Below are 17566 nucleotides of genomic sequence, written 5' to 3'. Positions count from 1 at the left end.
CCCCATGAAAATTGATATTGATGCCCTGCCCAATGACCCCGCTGAACTGAAACGGCTGCTGATTAAGCAGTCGCAGCGGCTGGCCTTTTTGGAAGAGCAGTTCCGTTTAGCCCAACAAAAACGGTTTGGGGCTTCCTCGGAAGCGTTCCCCGGCCAGGGGGAGTTGTTTAACGAAGCGGAAGAAATTGCGCTGCCGGCTGAAACGGCCGCCGCACAGGAAACCCTCACACCTCCCCGCCGTAAGCCGACACGCAACCCCCTGCCCAAAGATTTACCGCGCGAAACCGTGTTCCATGATATCGCCGAGGAAGAAAAACAGTGTGCGTGCTGTGGCGGCAGGTTGCATCAGATGGGGGCAGATCGCAGTGAAAAACTGTTGTTCATTCCCGCTCAAATCAGGGTGGTTGAGCATGTCCGCCCCAAATACGCCTGCCGTGAATGTGAAAAATCCGGCATTCAGACGCCTGTCAAACAAGCCTCCCTGCCAGCGATGCCCATCAAGAAAGGCATGGCGACCAGCAGCCTGCTCAGCCAGCTTATCACCAGTAAATATCAGTATGGGTTACCGCTGTACCGTCAGGAAAGTGTGTTCAAACAGTATGGCATTGACCTCAGCCGCCAGACCCAGAGTGACTGGATAGTAAAATCCGCGCAGTTGTTTGCGCCTTTGGTGACCAGGTTCAGGGAAACGCTGTTGCAACAACCGGTTCTCCATGCGGATGAAACCCCGGTGAAGGGGGTGACGTCTGAAAAAACGACCCATTACATGTGGGTCTATTGTGTGGGCACTGATACCCCCGAACCGGCGGCGCTCACACCGAATATTGTGCTGTATGACCACCAGGCCAGCCGTTCAGGCACCTGCGCTGCTGACTATCTCGCCGGTTTTCAAGGTTATCTGCAGGTGGATGGCTATCAAGGCTATGAGCAGACCGGTGCCCGGCTGGTCGGTTGCATGGCCCATGCCCGTCGTAAATTTATGGAAGCGAAGCAGGCGCAGGGAAAAAACAAAACGGGCAAAGCCGATATCGCGCTGAGCCTGATCCAGTCACTGTACCGGGTTGAGCATCAGATCAAGGGGTTAAGCCCGGCCGAAAAATACCGGATCCGCCAGGAAAAAGCGCTTCCTATCTGGGATAAGTTATCGGCCTGGCTGGTTAAAACCCAATCTCAGGTGATCCCCAAAAGCAAGCTGGGTGAGGCCGTGACTTACCTGAGTAATCAATGGCCCAAACTGATCCGCTATCGGGAGGATGGTCGTTTGTCGATCGACAATAACCGGGCTGAAAGGGCGATTAAACCGTTTGTCATCGGGCGAAAGGCGTGGCTGTTCAGCCATACCCCGCGCGGTGCGCAGGCGAGTGCGATCCTCTACAGTGTCATTGAAACGGCCAAAGCCAATGGCCTGATCCCCTTCGATTATGTCATGACCTGTTTGGATGAGTTATGCCAGCCCGCCCCGGATCTGGAAAAACTGCTGCCATGGAAAAAGCAAGGTGGGGTTTAGTTGACGCTTACCTGACATCCATAGAAGCACCAAACATTAAAAATCAGTAATAGAACAGTTTATTCTCATAAAAGATATATTATATAAAAATCAGGCGCTTCTGACAAAATAGAGTTAATTCTCATTTATAATATTTTTAAATATATCTGTTGCATCCCTCTAAATAATTATTTAATCGCAAATAATCCTAATTTACGCTACGTTTGGCCCTCACAAATTCATTAACTCAATTTCAGTCGTAACGCGAAGACAAGGGAACATTCCCCCTGTCACATAGATATCTACATGACCGGGAGGAATAAGTGCAGTCAACCAAACTGAAACTTGAAAGACGACGGGTATATTACTTAATGGATTGCAGTGAAGTTATATTTAAGCCATCATTTAACCGATAACGGGACTTATTAAAAATCTTAGCCCCATTTTCTCTTCCTGCCCGACGAGCACGTTGTTCTTCTTCAGGAAGCTTCATTTCTTCACGACAAACATTACTACAACAGCCCTCAAAACGTTCTGCGCAAGATGGGCATTGGATAAATAGCAGGTGACAGCCATCATTTTTACAATTGATATGACTATCACACAGCGCACCACACTGATGACAGTGTGCAATGATTTCTTCAGAAATGCGCTCACCCATTCGCTCATCAAAAACAAAGTTTTTACCAATAAAGCGAACCGGTAACTCTTGTTCTTTCGCTTTACGGGCATATTCAATAATGCCGCCCTCTACGTGGTAGACTTTGTTAAAACCGTTATGCAACATATAAGCACTGGCTTTTTCACAACGAATGCCACCAGTGCAATACATCACGATATTTTTATCTTTGTTGTCCTTCAGCATGTCTACTGCCATTGGTAACTGTTCACGAAACGTATCTGAAGGAATTTCAATTGCATTTTCGAAATGCCCTACTTCATATTCGTAGTGGTTACGCATATCGACAAAGACGGTTTCAGGATCATCCAGCATTTGGTTAACCTGTTCCGCTTTAAGATATTCGCCCGTCTTTGATGGATCAAAAGTTTCATCTTCAATACCATCAGCAACAATACGCTCACGTACTTTCATTCGTAGTACCCAGAATGACTTACCGTCATCTTCCAGAGCAATGTTAAGGCGCAGGTTGCGTAACGCAGGATCAGTTTCATCCAATAATGCTTTTAAGGCATCAACATTTTTGGAGGGCACACTGATTTGTGCATTGATACCTTCTTTGGCGATATAAACTCGCCCAAAAACAGACAACTCAGTGAATTTACGATAAAAACTATCGCGAAAAAACTGTGGTTCGGCGATGGTAAAATATTTATAAAAAGAGATAGTCGTGCGCGGCTCAACTTCAGCCAACATGTGCTCTTTCAGCTCTTTATTAGAAATACGGTTGTGTAACACTGGCATGGTGTTCAGAATATCCTCGTAGTTCATTGATATTTATGATTTTATGTCTTTCTATGCCCACAAAGTGGACACACTGGACCATTATCGACAATTTTTAATCAGAAATCCCAAGCACACTTGGGATTTTTTATTTTCTACAATATTACTTTTTCTTGTGACCTAGATCTATCAATCCGTACCATGAATCTACTAAAACCTCAAAACTAACTTGCCTATCACTGTAAGGACAGGAATCGACGCTCTTTGACATCGATATCAAAGTCATTGATATCATAGTGAAAATGGCCTGCAGCCCATCATGATTTATGTTCTTTTATCCAAACAATCTAAATCAAATATTTGAATATCAGGCAAGGGAATATCATAATCATGCCAATATTACTCTTAGGGCCTATCTCTGTAGGTACCTGACAAAACATACTGAAAACACATGATACAAGCACCCTCTTTTCATCGTTCATTTTTACACCCCCGTTACTGGCTGACTTGGCTAGGTATCGGCATACTTTATTTATTGGTTTTACTTCCTTATCCCGCGATTTACTGGATGGGTACTCGGTTGGGGCGGCTTTCACAACGTTTTTTGAAAAAACGTGCCAAAGTTGCTGAACGTAATCTGGCACTCTGTTTTCCTGAAATGTCACCAGAAAAACGGCATGAATGGCTGATCAAAAATTTTGAATCTGTTGGCATGGGTCTGTTTGAAACCGGAATGGCCTGGTTCTGGCCTGACTGGAGAGTCAAACGCTGGTTTAAAATCACCGGACGGGAAAACATTCAAAAAGTGCAGTCCGAAGGCCAAGGGATTATCGTTATTGGGATTCATTTTCTAACATTAGAATTAGGGGCACGTATCTTTGGGATTCTGAACCCGGGCATTGGAGTTTATCGCCCAAATGACAATCCAGTCATGGATTGGCTGCAAACTTGGGGACGACTACGCTCTAATAAATACATGCTGGATAGAAAAGATGTTAAGGGGATGATCCGCTGTCTGAAAAACGGCGAAATTGTCTGGTATGCGCCTGATCATGATTATGGCCCACGCAACAGCGTTTTCGCTCCGTTATTTGCTGTTAAGCATGCTGCAACCACAACAGGCACTTCAATTCTCGTCCGCTTATCCAATCCTGCATTAATCCCTTTTACTCCTCACAGGTTGCCTGATGGCAAAGGCTATGAATTAATTATCCAAGCTGCTGTAGAAGGTTTTCCTCTGAAGAATGAAATAGAAGCGGCAACATTTATTAATAAGGTAATTGAGCAGGAAATTATGCAATCACCTGAACAATATATGTGGCTACATCGTCGCTTCAAGACACGCCCAGAAGGGATGCCATCCCTATACGGTGATAACGATAATATCCACTAATACAAATCATTTGATAACCAATTTCTAAAAAAAGACTATAAATCAGAAAATTAGAAAAAAGATAATCTGAAATAACAATATTATGATTGGTACTGGAGCTTTGACGTCGATGGATTGGGAATACTGATAGCACTGCTGATTTTTCGCTTTGCAACCACGACGGTTTTATCCCTATCACGTATGTGCGGATAAGCCATCGTCGTTTGATGAGCAGATTATATGGAACGGAAGCAAAATCCTAATTGAGAAAATAATCGATAATTAGATGTACAAAAGCCATCTTCGTTATACTGAGATGGCTTTACTTTTATGTAAACTCAATGAAAACGAGATTGGGCGGTTTTGATACAATTTTATCAAGCTGAAGTAGAACCACAGTTGGACTTACTTCAACCTGAATCGACCCATTTCCCCTGATGCAGCGCTCAATCTGATAATCATCGGTATTCTAATAAAAACCACAAGCATCAGAAATATCAGCATAGGAATAGCCATTTCCTTTTTCCTTTTCTAATTTCTGTCTGGTTTCTCTATAGCATCGGCGTTTATGTTTTTTGAAATTCTGCATAATGTGTACCGTGCTCATATGAGTAGAAGGAGAAATTGTCCACTTTCTCTCTTCCGAATCGTAATTGAATTGCGCCATAACGTGTGGCTGGCTCATATGAGAAGAGGTTATCCACCTTTTCTCATCCCAATCGTAAGGGAATGGCGAAGGTTGTTTCTGTTCAAATGTATTGTGTTTAAACCTATTCTGGTATTCCTGACGTTCATTCTCCCGTTTCTCAGCCAAAGCATTATCAGAAGCCAGTTTTTCCATATTCCAGTCTTTGTGATCCAACTGGTTTCTTTTTTTCAGATACTCTTCTGAAGGTTTGTTATCAGCAGGTATAGCGCTTTTGTAGCCTAAATCCAATGCCAGAGCCTGAGAAAAACACACTGACAAAATAAAAAACAGGAAAGGAGATCCTTTGATTTTCATATTATTCCCTATTGTAATTATAACAAATAATTATTATTTAATAGTCATTATCACCTAAGGTCAATACCAAAATATTTGTATATTTTGCATTCAAACAATATAACTCTTTACAAATAAAAGCATTTTTAACATTCTGTATTCTATTCCCCATTGAAAAAAATAAAGTGAAACCCTGATGCATTCATACCCGATTTACCAAGTAGATGCTTTTACAGAAAAACTGTTTTCCGGCAATCCCGCTGCTGTTGTCTTATTGGATAAATGGCCGACAGATGAAACATTAGTTTCCATTGCCGCGGAAATCGGTCTCCCCGAAACGGCTTTTCTGGTAGAAGACCAACTTCGCTGGTTTACACCTAGAACCGAAGTCGATTTATGTGGACACGCAACATTGGCGACTGCATTTGTTCTGATAGAACATAGAAACTATCAGAGTAACCAGCTCACTTTCCAAAGCAACTCTGGTGAACTTCGTGTTTCTCATCAAAATGGAATTTTTACACTGGATTTCCCTGCCGTCGATTGCCATGATGAAAAGGCACTTATCCCGATTATGCAAGAAGCCTTGAGACAAAACGTCCTTGAAGTCCTTATCTCACGAGATCGCTACATTTGTGTATTAGACTCTGTTGAACAAATCATCGGTACCCAACCTCACTTTGATAAAATCGCTACCCTTTCCTTACCAGGGCTTGCCATTACTGCTATTGGGGATTCATCTGCTGATTTTGTTTCACGCTATTTCTCTCCCGCAAAAGGCGTCAATGAAGATCCTGTCACGGGTTCCAGCCATTGTGTTTTAGCTCCTTTTTGGGGAAAACGGCTCAATAAAACCGAACTCCGGGCTCGTCAATTATCCGAACGAGGAGGTGAATTATTATGCAGAATAGATGGCGATCGTGTTTATCTGACGGGCAAAGCAACACTCTTTTCATATGGGCAAATATTGCTCGAAAACGTGTAGAACATAATTTTTATATAAAAAATAATAAAACCAACATGATTAATGAAATAAAAATAATCTTAAAGATATTGATAACTGTCTAACTACTTCTCGGGCAAATTAGTCGTTATCATATTCACTTGACTGAAAACCTTCACGAACAGCCAGATAAACCTGAATGACAGGAATATCGCTCCATAGGGATAAAGCTAATAGGAATACAGTCAGCAGAATAAATTCTGCTGACTCACAATGGCTACCATTGTCCATTAAGCCTGATGGTGTACCAACAATTCTGAATTAATTTCTGAGATTGATTTTGCTCCAGTTAACATCATCGCCACTCTCATCTCTTTATCAATCAGATCCAACAGATTGAAAACCCCCGCCTCACCCGCCGCTGCAAGCGCATAAACAAAAGCACGCCCCAACAAAACACTATCGGCTCCCAGAGCAAGCATTCTCAGTACATCCAATCCGGTTCGTATACCAGAATCGGTAAGGATGGTAATGTCATTTTTTACTGCATCGACAATTGAGGGTAAAGCCCGTGCCGTTGACAGGACACCATCAAGCTGACGCCCGCCGTGGTTAGATACTACAATGCCATCTGCGCCAAAACGTACAGCATCTTTAGCATCTTCAGGATCAAGAATGCCTTTAATAATCATTGGCCCTTTCCAGAGATCACGGATCCATTCCAAATCTTTCCATGAAATAGAAGGATCAAAATTACTTCCCAACCATCCCATATAATCTTCCAGTTTGATTGGCTTGCCGCGATATACAGAAATATTACCAAGATCATGTGGCTTGCCCCGAAGCCCCACATCCCATGCCCAACGCGGGTGGGTCATCGCTTGCAAAATACGTCGCATGGCAGCATTCGGGCCACTCATACCAGAATGTGCATCACGATAACGTGCTCCGGGAACTGGCATATCAACCGTAAACACCAGATTCTTAACACCCGCAGCTTGTGCCCTTTCCAGCACATTACGCATAAAACCACGATCTTTCAGTACATAAAGCTGAAACCATATCGGACGATCAATCGCAGCAGCCACTTCTTCAATCGGGCATATTGATACCGTCGACAAAGTAAATGGAATTCCCTTTTTAGCCGCAGCACGTGCAGCCTGCACTTCACCACGACGCGCATACATTCCCGATAATCCCACAGGTGCCAGCGCCACAGGCATTGAGACTTTTTCTCCGAACAGACTGGTTTCCAGACTCAATTCAGACATGTCTTTCAATACACGTTGGCGTAACTCAATATCCGATAAATCTGTGGTATTACGTTTAAGGGTATGCTCTGCATAGGCTCCACCATCAATATAATGGAATAAAAAAGGCGGTAACTTAGCCTGTGCTGCCGCTCGATAATCAGTTGAAGCGGAAATAATCATAATATGCACCTTATTGTTGAAAAATTATTTGCACATTTTCAGGATGCCAGAATTAAGGCCATCACAGCCGCAATTCCCCCATAAACCAGCATTGGTAAAACCGTCTTTTTCATAATCTGACCTTCAACATTGGAGAGTCCTAAAATAGAACAAACAGCAATAATATTATTCAGACAAATCATGTTGCCCATAGCACCGCCAACAGATTGTAAGGCCAGCATTAGATTGATATTTATTCCATTGCTTAACGCAATGGAATGCTGGATCCCTCCAAATGTCAGATTAGAAACCGTATTAGAACCTGAAAAGAAGGAGCCCAGTGCCCCCAGAAATGAAGAAAACAAAAGCCAACCCTCCCCAGTCATTGAAGCCAGTGCTTTGCCAATAATAATAACTGGTGAATTTTCATCCCCAATCATCATCATATTGACCATTATTAATGCACCAAATAACGCAATAAATGGCTTGAAAATCCCTGAGGCCGTCTCACAAAACATCTGTTTGACCTGATGGCGATTCAATTGAAACAATGGAATGCACATCAATACTACCAATAGAAATGGAACAATTGCGGGTACATATAACATTTTATAGCCGGCAGAAGCTGACGTGCCTAATACTTGTTGCAAACTGATAATTAAAGATTTACTGATAATCAAATCACCCAACCATCCTAAATTCAATTGCCAAGCAATTTCAGCGTTATTTAATAGTTCTTTGATCCCCAATTGATAAATACGGGTAATAACTAAAATCACAATTAATAACATAGTTGGCATCATGGCTTTGACTATCTTGTTAAAAGGGACAGATTGCACAGAGTATCTCCTTTCATAATGTCTTATGCCGATACTCAAGCGAGCGAGTAATACTGATAAAGCCAAACCAATCGCTCCTCCCATTAGCGCAGGAAATTCATAATTGACCTGAGCCAATAATAAGTAAGGCACTGTGCAACTTAAAATGCTCAAAAAAATAAATAAGATGTTTTGGCGGATTTCCTGCCACGACACAATAAATCTCAATGCCAATAGTGGAATAACCAAACCAGCAACAAAATGGATCAATGCACTCAATCGACCAATTTCCAATAAATTATCATCAGGCAGCCCAAGATTGGCAAAACCGAACCAAGTCGGCGTTCCTACTGCCCCGAAAGAAACAGGAACTGAGTTCATTACCAAAGTCAGTAAAACCACCCTCAATGGATTAAACCCTAAACCTACCAATATAGGAGCAGCAATCGCAGCTGGTGTTCCAAAACCACTGGCACCTTCAATCATAAAAGCAAAAGCCCAGCCAATGATCATCAACTGAGCTACAGGATTAGGACTGATATTTTCTAACCAATTGCGTACAACATCTTCAGCGCCACTAATTTGCATCAATTTACTCAGTAAAATCGCACCTAAAATAATCGTGACAGGAGTAAAAACAGCAATCAACGCGGTTATGATATTGGCATGTAATAATCTCGGTTGAACCCCAAACCAAAATGCTTGCATGAGATAAACAATAAGCGCAGTCAGGGGTAAAGCAATATAGGATGGAATACCATTACGTTTGGTCATCATCCAAATCAGCAGAATAATCGGAGAGATACTAAAAAACAGGGGCATAAAATCCTCAGAGAGCTGTTTTTATCGGCCAACAAATTTTAATTAAAAGTGAATTTTGTATAACAAAACCATTATAATCACACTTTTTCTCAGACTCATACTCTGTGATTTTTTGATAGTCAGAAATAATATAACTTTATAACAACTCATTTTTATTAAATAAAATATTTAAAAATCACTTGAATTCACATATTAAGCTACCATCATAGACGAGGTGAATGAGTGGGTATTACTTTAAATAACTCACTGGTCTTTTATATTTAATATATAAAAACTCTCAATTCTCCAGATCAAGATTAAAAGCTAGAAAATTGAGAGAATATAATTTTTTATTCTTAGAACCGAAAGCTCTATATTATTACTCTGATACCATCATTTTCAGGGCTTCATAAACAGGTAACAGACGAGTAAAACCGTCTCTATCAAGAAAATGACCGCCATTATCAATGGTAATCACTTTAGTTTGCAACGATTGAGCCAAAGCATGAGAAGATTGTGGAGAAACAATCTCATCATTAGAGGAAATGATTGAAATACGGTGTTCTGTTATTTCTCGCAAAAAAGCATGATCTAACGGCTCAGCGGTAAAAGAATCCAGTTCTGGTAAAGTAGCTTGAGGTGAGTCACACCCTGCAACCAGAATATATCCGTCAATATGAAGAGAAGCTGAACGTATGACCTCTAAATGTCTCAGAACAGTAATACACCCGAGGCTATGGCCAATAAAAATTGTATTGCTATCCACCTGTGGCGCAATATCCATCATCATCTTAGCCCATGCTTCAGGTTTCGGTGCTAACGATTCAGGCATCGCAGGTATGATAACCTCTGCGCCTTGTTCAATCAGTACCTCTTTTAACCAAGGGAACCAATGCAATGAAGGTGATGCAGTATATCCATGAATAATAATTACTTTCTTTCCAGAAAACAGCTCATCGTTCTTTATTTTTTCTAACGTCATTGACTTTATCCTGCTGAATAATACACCGATTTTATTGGGATAAAACTTGACATTATTAATAACTTATAAACAACATAAGTCAATAACATATTGATTAACTATTGGTTGATAAATACCAAATCATTCAACTAGGTGGATATTTCACTCGTATTATCATTCTATTAATTTCAGATCCTCTGAGTAAATAAAGAACACTGCTCGCTTAACAAACAATCCTCAGAAGTGATAACGCTAAATTTGTTCAACTAATTCTCTGGCCCGTTTTTCAAGCCAAGGGAGTACTGCATCATTAATAAACAAATAAAAATGCCCTCCGGTAAAAATTTGTTGTTCTATTGGTGCAGTCAATACATTCCACCATCCCTCCAAACGGGAAACAGGAACTCTGTTGTCCTGGGATCCACCTATGACATGAGTTTGGGTATTAATTTTCCCTTTTGGTAATCGAGATAAAGAATTAAGTAAAACCAAATCATTTTTCATTGTTCTTATTAAATAATTACGTAACTCAGGGTTAGCAAGAACATCTGAGGGTGTTCCTTCACATTGCTCAATGACATCCAATACATGAGTATCAGAATATTCCTCACTTGGGCTATTTTTAAAACTTTCTGGATCGACAAAAGCACGGGCAGAAAGAATTAGCGCTAAATTTTTTTCAGGTATTTCACTCTCAATTTTACGAACAACTTGATAAGCAAGCTCTGCACCTAAACTGTGACCAAACAATAGCAAAGGTTTATCCTCTCCTAGCCTTAAACGTTTTATTGATGCAAGAATATCAGACAGTACAGTGCCAGCGTCTGTCTGGAAAGGTTCCGACATTCGCATTCCCCTACCCGGAAGTTCCAGAAAATAGACTTCAATAGACTCCGACAATTTGTTAGCTAATTCCATATAGGAAAAACAAGAACCTCCAGCGTGGTGTAAAAATACCAACTGTACTTTAGCTTTCGGCCTTTTGATCGCAGAAAATAAAACTGAATCAAGCAAGATTAAGTTCCTTTGGTCGTATGGATAACTTTAGATGAAGTTCATTAAATATAGAGTAATAACTATTAGTTTCTTTTTCTATAACAGAATAAATTGATTAAATTACAATTCTTAATTAGCTGAGAGTAGAGCATAGATAAGGTATTACCCCCTTTTCAGCTCAACCCAGCTGTTTTTTGAGCCTATCCAATCAAGCTCCAAGTTTTAACTTATGCCTTTAATCTCTCACGTACAGCCATCAATGCAAATCCCAGTAAATTCAGTCCATCCCATGTCAAAGGATTCTGAATATTGGGAGAGTTTTCTGCCAACCCGATTCCCCAGATACGATCCATAGGGCTGGCCTCAACCAATATTTGATCCCCTGTTTTCAATAAGAATTCAGCCAAAATCTTATTTTGAGAAAATTTAGCCAGATTACCCTCAATTACTATCTTAAATCTATGTTCATCCCAAATAGACTGCTTAAAGCCACGTATTTCACGACCATATACTTTCACTGCACCAGGATTTTTAGCATTGATAATTTTCTTCAATGCTTCAGGATCATTAAACAGACGCGCCTTCTCTGCCATCATATAATGTTCCGCACTGGCATATTCTATTTCATCAACAGTAAATTGGATGGGATACCACTGACTCAGACAAAATTTAGCCATATGGTTGGTATGATTCGTTTTATGTCCCCAGAAAAAAAGATATTTCAGTTTCTTTCCTGATTGGTGAAGATCACATACAGTTTTAATATCCATATTAACTCTCTATTACACGCTAATTTATTTTTAATACACAAGCATTTCCTCTATCATACAATTTTTTTTATATTTGTCGATGAATTCCATGCCAGTTTGATTGACATAGAGTAAGAACCATGGAGATAAATTTGAACAAAAATAACAGCTATAAAAAATAGTAAGTCAAAATAGTACATATTCTCTGAATCACTTTCTATAGTGATTTAATGTCACGCAATATTTAATTTTCGCCCTATGACAAACACAGCAACCAATCCGACTAAATCAATAGTGATTAAAGTACCAGCAAACAAAATTTCACCTTTAAAAGCAAAAACAGTCGCAATCATTAAGATAAACATAGCGATGAAGAAACCCATCCATTGCCCTCTTTTATCCCGGTTAATCAGGCCATCAAGCGCTTTTTTCTGTTTTTCATGTTGAAAAAGTTGCTCTTTCTCTCTCAGAGAGAATATTCTTTCTGTACAACCCGGTAAGATTGACTCATAATTTTTTAATACTTCTGGTGATGGAAGTAAGTCAAAATAACAAGAATACTCTCTATTTTCGAATAAATATTCATTTGATGAATCAGTTTCTAAAGTATCACGATAATCGTTTGCAGGCATGATATCCAGGATACTCCCTATCATTCTCAAATAGTGGTAAATGTTAGAATTCATGTTTTCTCCCAAGCAATATACACAAAAAACATCTTAATAAAATCAGTGACATCACTAAACTCAATCTATAATAGAGATGAATTAGTCATCCTTCTTATATTTCCTCTACCCGTAATACAGCCTGTTTTTGGCTAGGAAATGGGCGACATTCTTCAGCTTTATAAGTTCCATCTTCCTGACGAATTAAAAATATTTTACGGCCTGATCTCAATGCCTTACTTATCGCAGTCTGGTGAACACCAACCAAACCTGCTGTTTTAGCTTGGCCATTTAGCTTTACATATTCTGATAATGGAATTTTTTCCATAAGTTTCCTCCTGTACATCTCAAAATAATATCTAAAGTACTAAATATTTCAATACTTTTAGTATTTATCATTTTAATAGCGTTGGTATTAAAATGCTCTCATGAAAAAGAAACTCACAGCAGAACAACTTGCAGATGCCACACGCTTAAAAGAGCTATTTGAATCCAAGAAAAAACAGCTCGGCATCTCTCAGGAAACGCTTGCAGAAGAAATTGGCAAGACTCAAAGTGCAATTTCACACTATCTCAACGGCATAAACGCACTTAATCTGGAGATGGCAACTTATTTTGCCCAAAAATTAGGGGTTCAGATTGCAGATTTCAGTCCATTATTAGAGAAACAAGCCAGAAAACTTGTTACTGTTCTCTATGGCGATAATGTTGCATTTTCTGACCATCCACAACTTCAAAAACAATACCCATTACTTGACTGGGCAAGTGCAGGCCATTGGTGTGAAGAACCCGCGACTACATACAATTCAAATCGTATTGAAAAGAGATATGAAACTGTTGTCGAATGTTCACAGCGTGCTTTTTGGCTGGAAGTAAAAGGTGATTCAATGGCTTCCCCAAATGGATTAAGCATACCATCAGGCATGATCATTTTAATTGATCCAGAAATAAAGCCTACAATCAACAAGTTAGTCGTCGCAAAGCTGGATGGGGAAAAAGAACTGACTTTTAAGCAATTGATTACTGAAGGATATGATAAGTTTTTGAAGCCACTGAATCCGCAATATAATATGATCCCTCTCAACAATCATGTACATATTGTGGGGGTTGTTGTGGAGGCAAAGGTTGATAAACTACCTTAAGCCACTTATACCCCTTTAAAAGATAAGGGTAGGATAGCGCTTTTAGAACATTAATGGGATCTTTGTCTATTGCTCTTAACAGGGCTTTAGCTGGCCCTGTTGTTTCCCGTCTCCCTTGTTCCCAGTGTCGCTTTTTCATACCGTCCTCTCTTTTTTGCGGTAATTATAACAGTTGATTGCTAAGAGTAATTACAAAGAAAAGCCCCATAAGGAGTTTTATGTCACCATCTCACCTCAATTGCATTCATTTTATTGTTTACCATGTTAACTAACACATCAAAACCTGACAAATATTGTATGGGGTCACACTTAGCTATGTTTTTGATTGGTAGCCACTCAAATTTCTCTCTATTGAGCCTAGCATTAATCAGATAACAGTCATCTTCATCACCAGTATCGTGATTAAATATTTGTGAATAACCAGCCGTCACGACAAATTGAACTTCTGGACACACTCTGAAAGCTATGCCGGATACACGAAGGATCACAGCGTGAACATGCCTCGTGTAATCATAAAAATATTCCTCAGCGGTTTTCAAGCGCTCGCCATTAGAGACTGGTGTGTCTTCTATTTCCGGCAGGTCTACATCAATGAATAACGTGCTTATTTCTTCATCATAATGGAAGGCGACTATGGTTTCTCTTGACCAATATGATTCATACCAACAAATCGAAGACTCACTCAAAAAACTTACTAAAAAATAAAACACCAGCGGGGCTGGATTGTTACTCTTCCCACTCTACGGGGATACACTACATCCATCTACAGACTATATTCTATTTCCTTAGCTTTTTCCTCTTTGATTATCTCTACATGCCTTAACATAATTATGTATTTTGTAATCTAAGAATACGTTCCCTGCATTCTTACTCGTCTCATTTATTGAAAAATAAATCAGCCAGTTGTTTACTGGTAAACCAAATGTTCCCATCACCATTATCAAAAGGGATAATTTCACGATCTTTGAATATTAATGTTGTACTCACGGCGTATTCCTATAGAAATAAGAGCCTGCTGACGTAGAAATATCGCCCATGCTTCTCGGTGGCGGCGTGAATGTCTTTTGCCGTGACGCCTAAGTTTTCCGGGCATCACGAAAATCATCGACAAGCGGTTTAAATCCCGACTGTTTCAAATCCCGGCATTGTTTGAAATAGCCATCGCCTTTCGAGTAATCAAGCCCCCGGTAATGTTCTGTAAAGTTTAGCGAGCCGTCGTTAATTAAGGATATGTCACTTAAATTCACAATAGTTTCCTAAATCGAAGAAAAGGGGGATTTTAGGCAGTAAAAAAAACCCCGCGAGCGCGGGGCTATGAGATTCTAATATACAAACTCAATATGACATCGATTCTATGACAAACCCATTCAGTTTAACTTTTACAATCTTTCCTTGAAGGAATGCGTCATGAATAATCTGAGCTTGCTTCACTTTTGATTCATCAACTCGGACACACCCTGTTTGATTATCCTGCTCTGAACTTACAAACCAATAATGAGTACTATTCAGGCTATTTAAAGATATTACATAATCCAACTTACCTATATAATAGCCTGACGACATAAATTTATCACAGTTAAAAGTACTAGGATTAATGACTTCTTTCCCAATTGTTACTCGTTCAGCAGCTATTCCGGTTCCAGCAACCAGAGATAAAAGCAGCCCCGCAATAAAACTCACTTTTTTATTTATCATAACAATCCTCTTATTTATACAAATTAACCTTGCCAAACATCACTTAGATATTACCTGCATAATCTCTGAACATTCCATATTAAAATAAGGGCAGCACTGATAACTTAAATCAGATAAAGAAAGTCTACAAAACCAGTTCTACCTGTCGTCTTTCAAGTTGCAGCTTTGTTGGCTGCGCTCACTCACCCCGGTCACATAGTTATCTATCCTCCAGGGGATTCGTTCCTTGCCGTCGCGCTGCATCTTGAAATCCAATGGGTATAATAATTAGGGAAGGAATAATTATCATAATGAGGCTTGCTTTCCCCCAGAAAGCAAAAACTCCGCTTTGACAAGCCATTTAGTTGAATGATTTTGTATTTATCAACCAATAGTTAATCAATATGTTATTGACTTATGTTGTTTATAAGTTATTAATAAGGCCAAGTTTTATCCCAATAAAATCGGTGTATTATTCAGCAGGATAAAGTCAATGACGTTAGAAAAAATAAAGAACAATGAGCTGTTTTCTGGAAAGAAAGTAATTATTATTCATGGATATACTGCATCACCTTCATTGCATTGGTTCCCTTGGTTAAAAGAGCTACTGACTGAACAAGGCGCAGAGGTTATCATACCTGCGATGCCTGAACCGTTAGCACCGAAACCTGAAGCATGGGCTAAGATGATGATGGATATTGCGCCACAGGTAGATAGCAATACAATTTTTATTGGTCATAGCCTCGGGTGTATTACTGTTCTGAGACATTTAGAGGTCATACGTTCAGCTTCTCTTCATATTGGCGGATATATTCTGGTTGCAGGGTGTGACTCACCTCAAGCTACTTTACCAGAACTGGATTCTTTTACCGCTGAGCCGTTAGATCATGCTTTTTTGCGAGAAATAACAGAACACCGTATTTCAATCATTTCCTCTAATGATGAGATTGTTTCTCCACAATCTTCTCATGCTTTGGCTCAATCGTTGCAAACTAAAGTGATTACCATTGATAATGGCGGTCATTTTCTTGATAGAGACGGTTTTACTCGTCTGTTACCTGTTTATGAAGCCCTGAAAATGATGGTATCAGAGTAATAATATAGAGCTTTCGGTTCTAAGAATAAAAAATGATATTCTCTCAATTTTCTAGCTTTTAATCTTAATCTGGAGAATTGAGAGTTTTTATATATACGCAATTAACTTGAAGATGCAGGAATTAAAGTTTGGAAATTATCCGTCAGCCGAGTAGCCAATGCCTGTATTTTTTCGGGGAAGGTGACATGAAAAAAATGATGAAATGTTTCGCGGAATGTTTTTGCATCCGGGAATAGACATTGTTGCGTATCTGTTCATTAGCGTACTTCTCTAATCGCTCTATCGGATTGAGATTAGGGCTGTAAGGTGGCAGATAATGTAACTCTATATTCAGAACCTCGGCGAAAAATTTAACGATTTCAGCGCGATGGTAACCGGCTCCATCCAGAATAAGATGCATTTTTTGTGAAAGCGGATACGTTTCCCGGATGGCACCGAAAAACAGGACGACATTTTTGGCGTTAATCGTCGGATATTCACGAATAACGGTCTCTTCAATCCGTTGCAAATTGAGCGCCCCCATGAGATTGAGTCGAGTACGGCTTCCTGTCGTTTCAACCACTTTGACCTGCTCTCTTCCGCGTTTCATCCAACCGTAACTTAATTTTGTGGACTGGGTAGGATGCATGGCATCAATAAACAAAATCGGCTCATGCTGACCACATTTCGCTTTCAGCGCGTTGTAGGTCTCAATAAATTGTTGCTGTTTATCCGCGTCGAATTTATGCGGCGTTTGAAGTGACCCCCAATAGTTGGACAACCAATGACTGGGGGTTTTTTATGTCTAAATATAGTCGTGAACTAAAAATCATGATTGCTAAACGATGTCTAGCAGGTAACGCATCGGATAAGCTATCAGCGGAATATTCAATCTCTTCTCGACAAATTCGATACTGGTCTCAAGTTGTTGCCATTCATGGTGATAACGCTTTTTTGCCAACGCCTCACTCTCTTTGTGCTACAACAAAACTCCATGCTTTGAAATTAATGTGGACAAATGATTGGTCTCTCACTCACACTAGCGCAGTTCTCAATTTAACGACCCCGGGTAGATGCTCACGCTAAGC

At 39.9% G+C, this 17566-nt stretch carries 18 protein-coding genes and 2 pseudogenes; 6 read left to right on the top strand and 14 right to left on the bottom strand.

Annotation, left to right across the window (positions count from 1 at the left end):
* Nucleotides 1-4 precede the first annotated feature (4 nt).
* On the top strand, nt 5-1507 hold the full coding sequence (tnpC, locus tag AC5JQI_RS07355; protein ID WP_493913440.1) for an IS66 family transposase: 1503 nt from the start codon (nt 5-7) through the stop codon (nt 1505-1507).
* A 343-nt stretch (nt 1508-1850) separates the two neighbouring features.
* Here the strand turns inward: tnpC and trhO are convergent, their stop codons facing one another.
* Nucleotides 1851-2909 carry an oxygen-dependent tRNA uridine(34) hydroxylase TrhO gene (trhO, locus tag AC5JQI_RS07350; protein WP_493914233.1) on the bottom strand — a complete coding sequence of 353 codons (1059 nt, stop codon included), beginning with the start codon at nt 2907-2909 and terminating at the stop codon, nt 1851-1853.
* A 430-nt stretch (nt 2910-3339) separates the two neighbouring features.
* Between trhO and AC5JQI_RS07345 the strand changes: the two genes are divergently transcribed.
* The gene (locus tag AC5JQI_RS07345) at nt 3340-4281 is read left to right on the top strand and encodes a Kdo(2)-lipid IV(A) acyltransferase (RefSeq protein WP_493914232.1); all 942 of its coding nucleotides are present in this window, start codon (nt 3340-3342) and stop codon (nt 4279-4281) included.
* Nucleotides 4282-4729: 448 nt separating this feature from the next.
* Here the strand turns inward: AC5JQI_RS07345 and AC5JQI_RS07340 are convergent, their stop codons facing one another.
* Nucleotides 4730-5263, bottom strand: coding sequence for a hypothetical protein (locus AC5JQI_RS07340; protein ID WP_493914231.1), 534 nt, complete (start codon nt 5261-5263; stop codon nt 4730-4732).
* A 175-nt stretch (nt 5264-5438) separates the two neighbouring features.
* On the opposite strand from AC5JQI_RS07340, the gene AC5JQI_RS07335 reads away from it, so the two are divergent.
* A complete protein-coding gene (locus AC5JQI_RS07335; RefSeq protein ID WP_493914230.1) occupies nt 5439-6227 on the top strand; it encodes a PhzF family phenazine biosynthesis protein in 789 nt (262 codons plus the stop codon).
* A gap of 99 nt (nt 6228-6326) precedes the next feature.
* Here the strand turns inward: AC5JQI_RS07335 and AC5JQI_RS07330 are convergent, their stop codons facing one another.
* The 8 genes from AC5JQI_RS07330 to AC5JQI_RS07295 form a co-directional block, all read right to left on the bottom strand.
* The gene (locus tag AC5JQI_RS07330) at nt 6327-6476 is read right to left on the bottom strand and encodes a hypothetical protein (RefSeq protein ID WP_493914229.1); all 150 of its coding nucleotides are present in this window, start codon (nt 6474-6476) and stop codon (nt 6327-6329) included.
* Nucleotides 6476-7618, bottom strand: a complete 1143-nt coding sequence (gene lldD / locus AC5JQI_RS07325) for an FMN-dependent L-lactate dehydrogenase LldD (RefSeq protein ID WP_493914228.1) — start codon at nt 7616-7618, stop codon at nt 6476-6478. Before lldD ends, AC5JQI_RS07330 begins: the two co-directional genes overlap by 1 nt.
* A gap of 38 nt (nt 7619-7656) precedes the next feature.
* Complete coding sequence (locus tag AC5JQI_RS07320; protein ID WP_493914227.1) at nt 7657-9237, bottom strand: L-lactate permease; 1581 nt, start codon at nt 9235-9237, stop codon at nt 7657-7659.
* A 358-nt stretch (nt 9238-9595) separates the two neighbouring features.
* On the bottom strand, nt 9596-10198 hold the full coding sequence (locus AC5JQI_RS07315; RefSeq protein WP_493914226.1) for an RBBP9/YdeN family alpha/beta hydrolase: 603 nt from the start codon (nt 10196-10198) through the stop codon (nt 9596-9598).
* 231 nt (nt 10199-10429) lie between these two features.
* Nucleotides 10430-11191: a thioesterase II family protein gene (locus AC5JQI_RS07310; RefSeq protein ID WP_493914225.1), complete on the bottom strand. Its 762-nt coding sequence runs from the start codon at nt 11189-11191 to the stop codon at nt 10430-10432.
* 209 nt (nt 11192-11400) lie between these two features.
* Entirely contained in the window at nt 11401-11943 is a 543-nt protein-coding gene (ybiA, locus tag AC5JQI_RS07305; protein WP_493914224.1) for a riboflavin biosynthesis intermediates N-glycosidase, read from the bottom strand.
* A gap of 212 nt (nt 11944-12155) precedes the next feature.
* Nucleotides 12156-12608, bottom strand: coding sequence for a DUF2335 domain-containing protein (locus AC5JQI_RS07300; RefSeq protein ID WP_323855727.1), 453 nt, complete (start codon nt 12606-12608; stop codon nt 12156-12158).
* Between the two features lie 94 nt (nt 12609-12702).
* Nucleotides 12703-12915, bottom strand: coding sequence for a Cro/CI family transcriptional regulator (locus AC5JQI_RS07295; RefSeq protein WP_237387914.1), 213 nt, complete (start codon nt 12913-12915; stop codon nt 12703-12705).
* A 100-nt stretch (nt 12916-13015) separates the two neighbouring features.
* Between AC5JQI_RS07295 and AC5JQI_RS07290 the strand changes: the two genes are divergently transcribed.
* Nucleotides 13016-13729 carry a LexA family protein gene (locus AC5JQI_RS07290; RefSeq protein WP_493914223.1) on the top strand — a complete coding sequence of 238 codons (714 nt, stop codon included), beginning with the start codon at nt 13016-13018 and terminating at the stop codon, nt 13727-13729.
* Nucleotides 13730-13757: 28 nt separating this feature from the next.
* On the opposite strand, the pseudogene AC5JQI_RS07285 reads toward AC5JQI_RS07290, so the two are convergent.
* The 3 genes and pseudogenes from AC5JQI_RS07285 to AC5JQI_RS07275 form a co-directional block, all read right to left on the bottom strand.
* Nucleotides 13758-13859 (bottom strand): annotated as a pseudogene (locus tag AC5JQI_RS07285) (helix-turn-helix domain-containing protein); the annotation flags it as partial.
* A gap of 91 nt (nt 13860-13950) precedes the next feature.
* The gene (locus AC5JQI_RS07280; protein WP_493914222.1) at nt 13951-14415 is read right to left on the bottom strand and encodes a hypothetical protein; all 465 of its coding nucleotides are present in this window, start codon (nt 14413-14415) and stop codon (nt 13951-13953) included.
* Between the two features lie 649 nt (nt 14416-15064).
* Nucleotides 15065-15424, bottom strand: a complete 360-nt coding sequence (locus AC5JQI_RS07275; protein ID WP_493914221.1) for a hypothetical protein — start codon at nt 15422-15424, stop codon at nt 15065-15067.
* Nucleotides 15425-15896: 472 nt separating this feature from the next.
* Here AC5JQI_RS07275 and AC5JQI_RS07270 point away from each other — a divergent pair, with 472 nt between their 5' ends.
* Nucleotides 15897-16499: an RBBP9/YdeN family alpha/beta hydrolase gene (locus AC5JQI_RS07270; protein ID WP_493914220.1), complete on the top strand. Its 603-nt coding sequence runs from the start codon at nt 15897-15899 to the stop codon at nt 16497-16499.
* 101 nt (nt 16500-16600) lie between these two features.
* On the opposite strand, the pseudogene AC5JQI_RS07265 reads toward AC5JQI_RS07270, so the two are convergent.
* Nucleotides 16601-17229 (bottom strand): annotated as a pseudogene (locus AC5JQI_RS07265) (IS630 family transposase); the annotation flags it as partial.
* A gap of 50 nt (nt 17230-17279) precedes the next feature.
* On the opposite strand from AC5JQI_RS07265, the gene AC5JQI_RS07260 reads away from it, so the two are divergent.
* Nucleotides 17280-17564 carry a transposase gene (locus AC5JQI_RS07260; RefSeq protein WP_493914093.1) on the top strand — a complete coding sequence of 95 codons (285 nt, stop codon included), beginning with the start codon at nt 17280-17282 and terminating at the stop codon, nt 17562-17564.
* The last annotated feature ends 2 nt before the right edge of the window (nt 17565-17566 follow it).

The sequence above is a fragment of the Xenorhabdus sp. XBWT genome (genome assembly GCF_059072735.1).
This window is presented reverse-complemented; position numbering and strand designations above follow the sequence as displayed.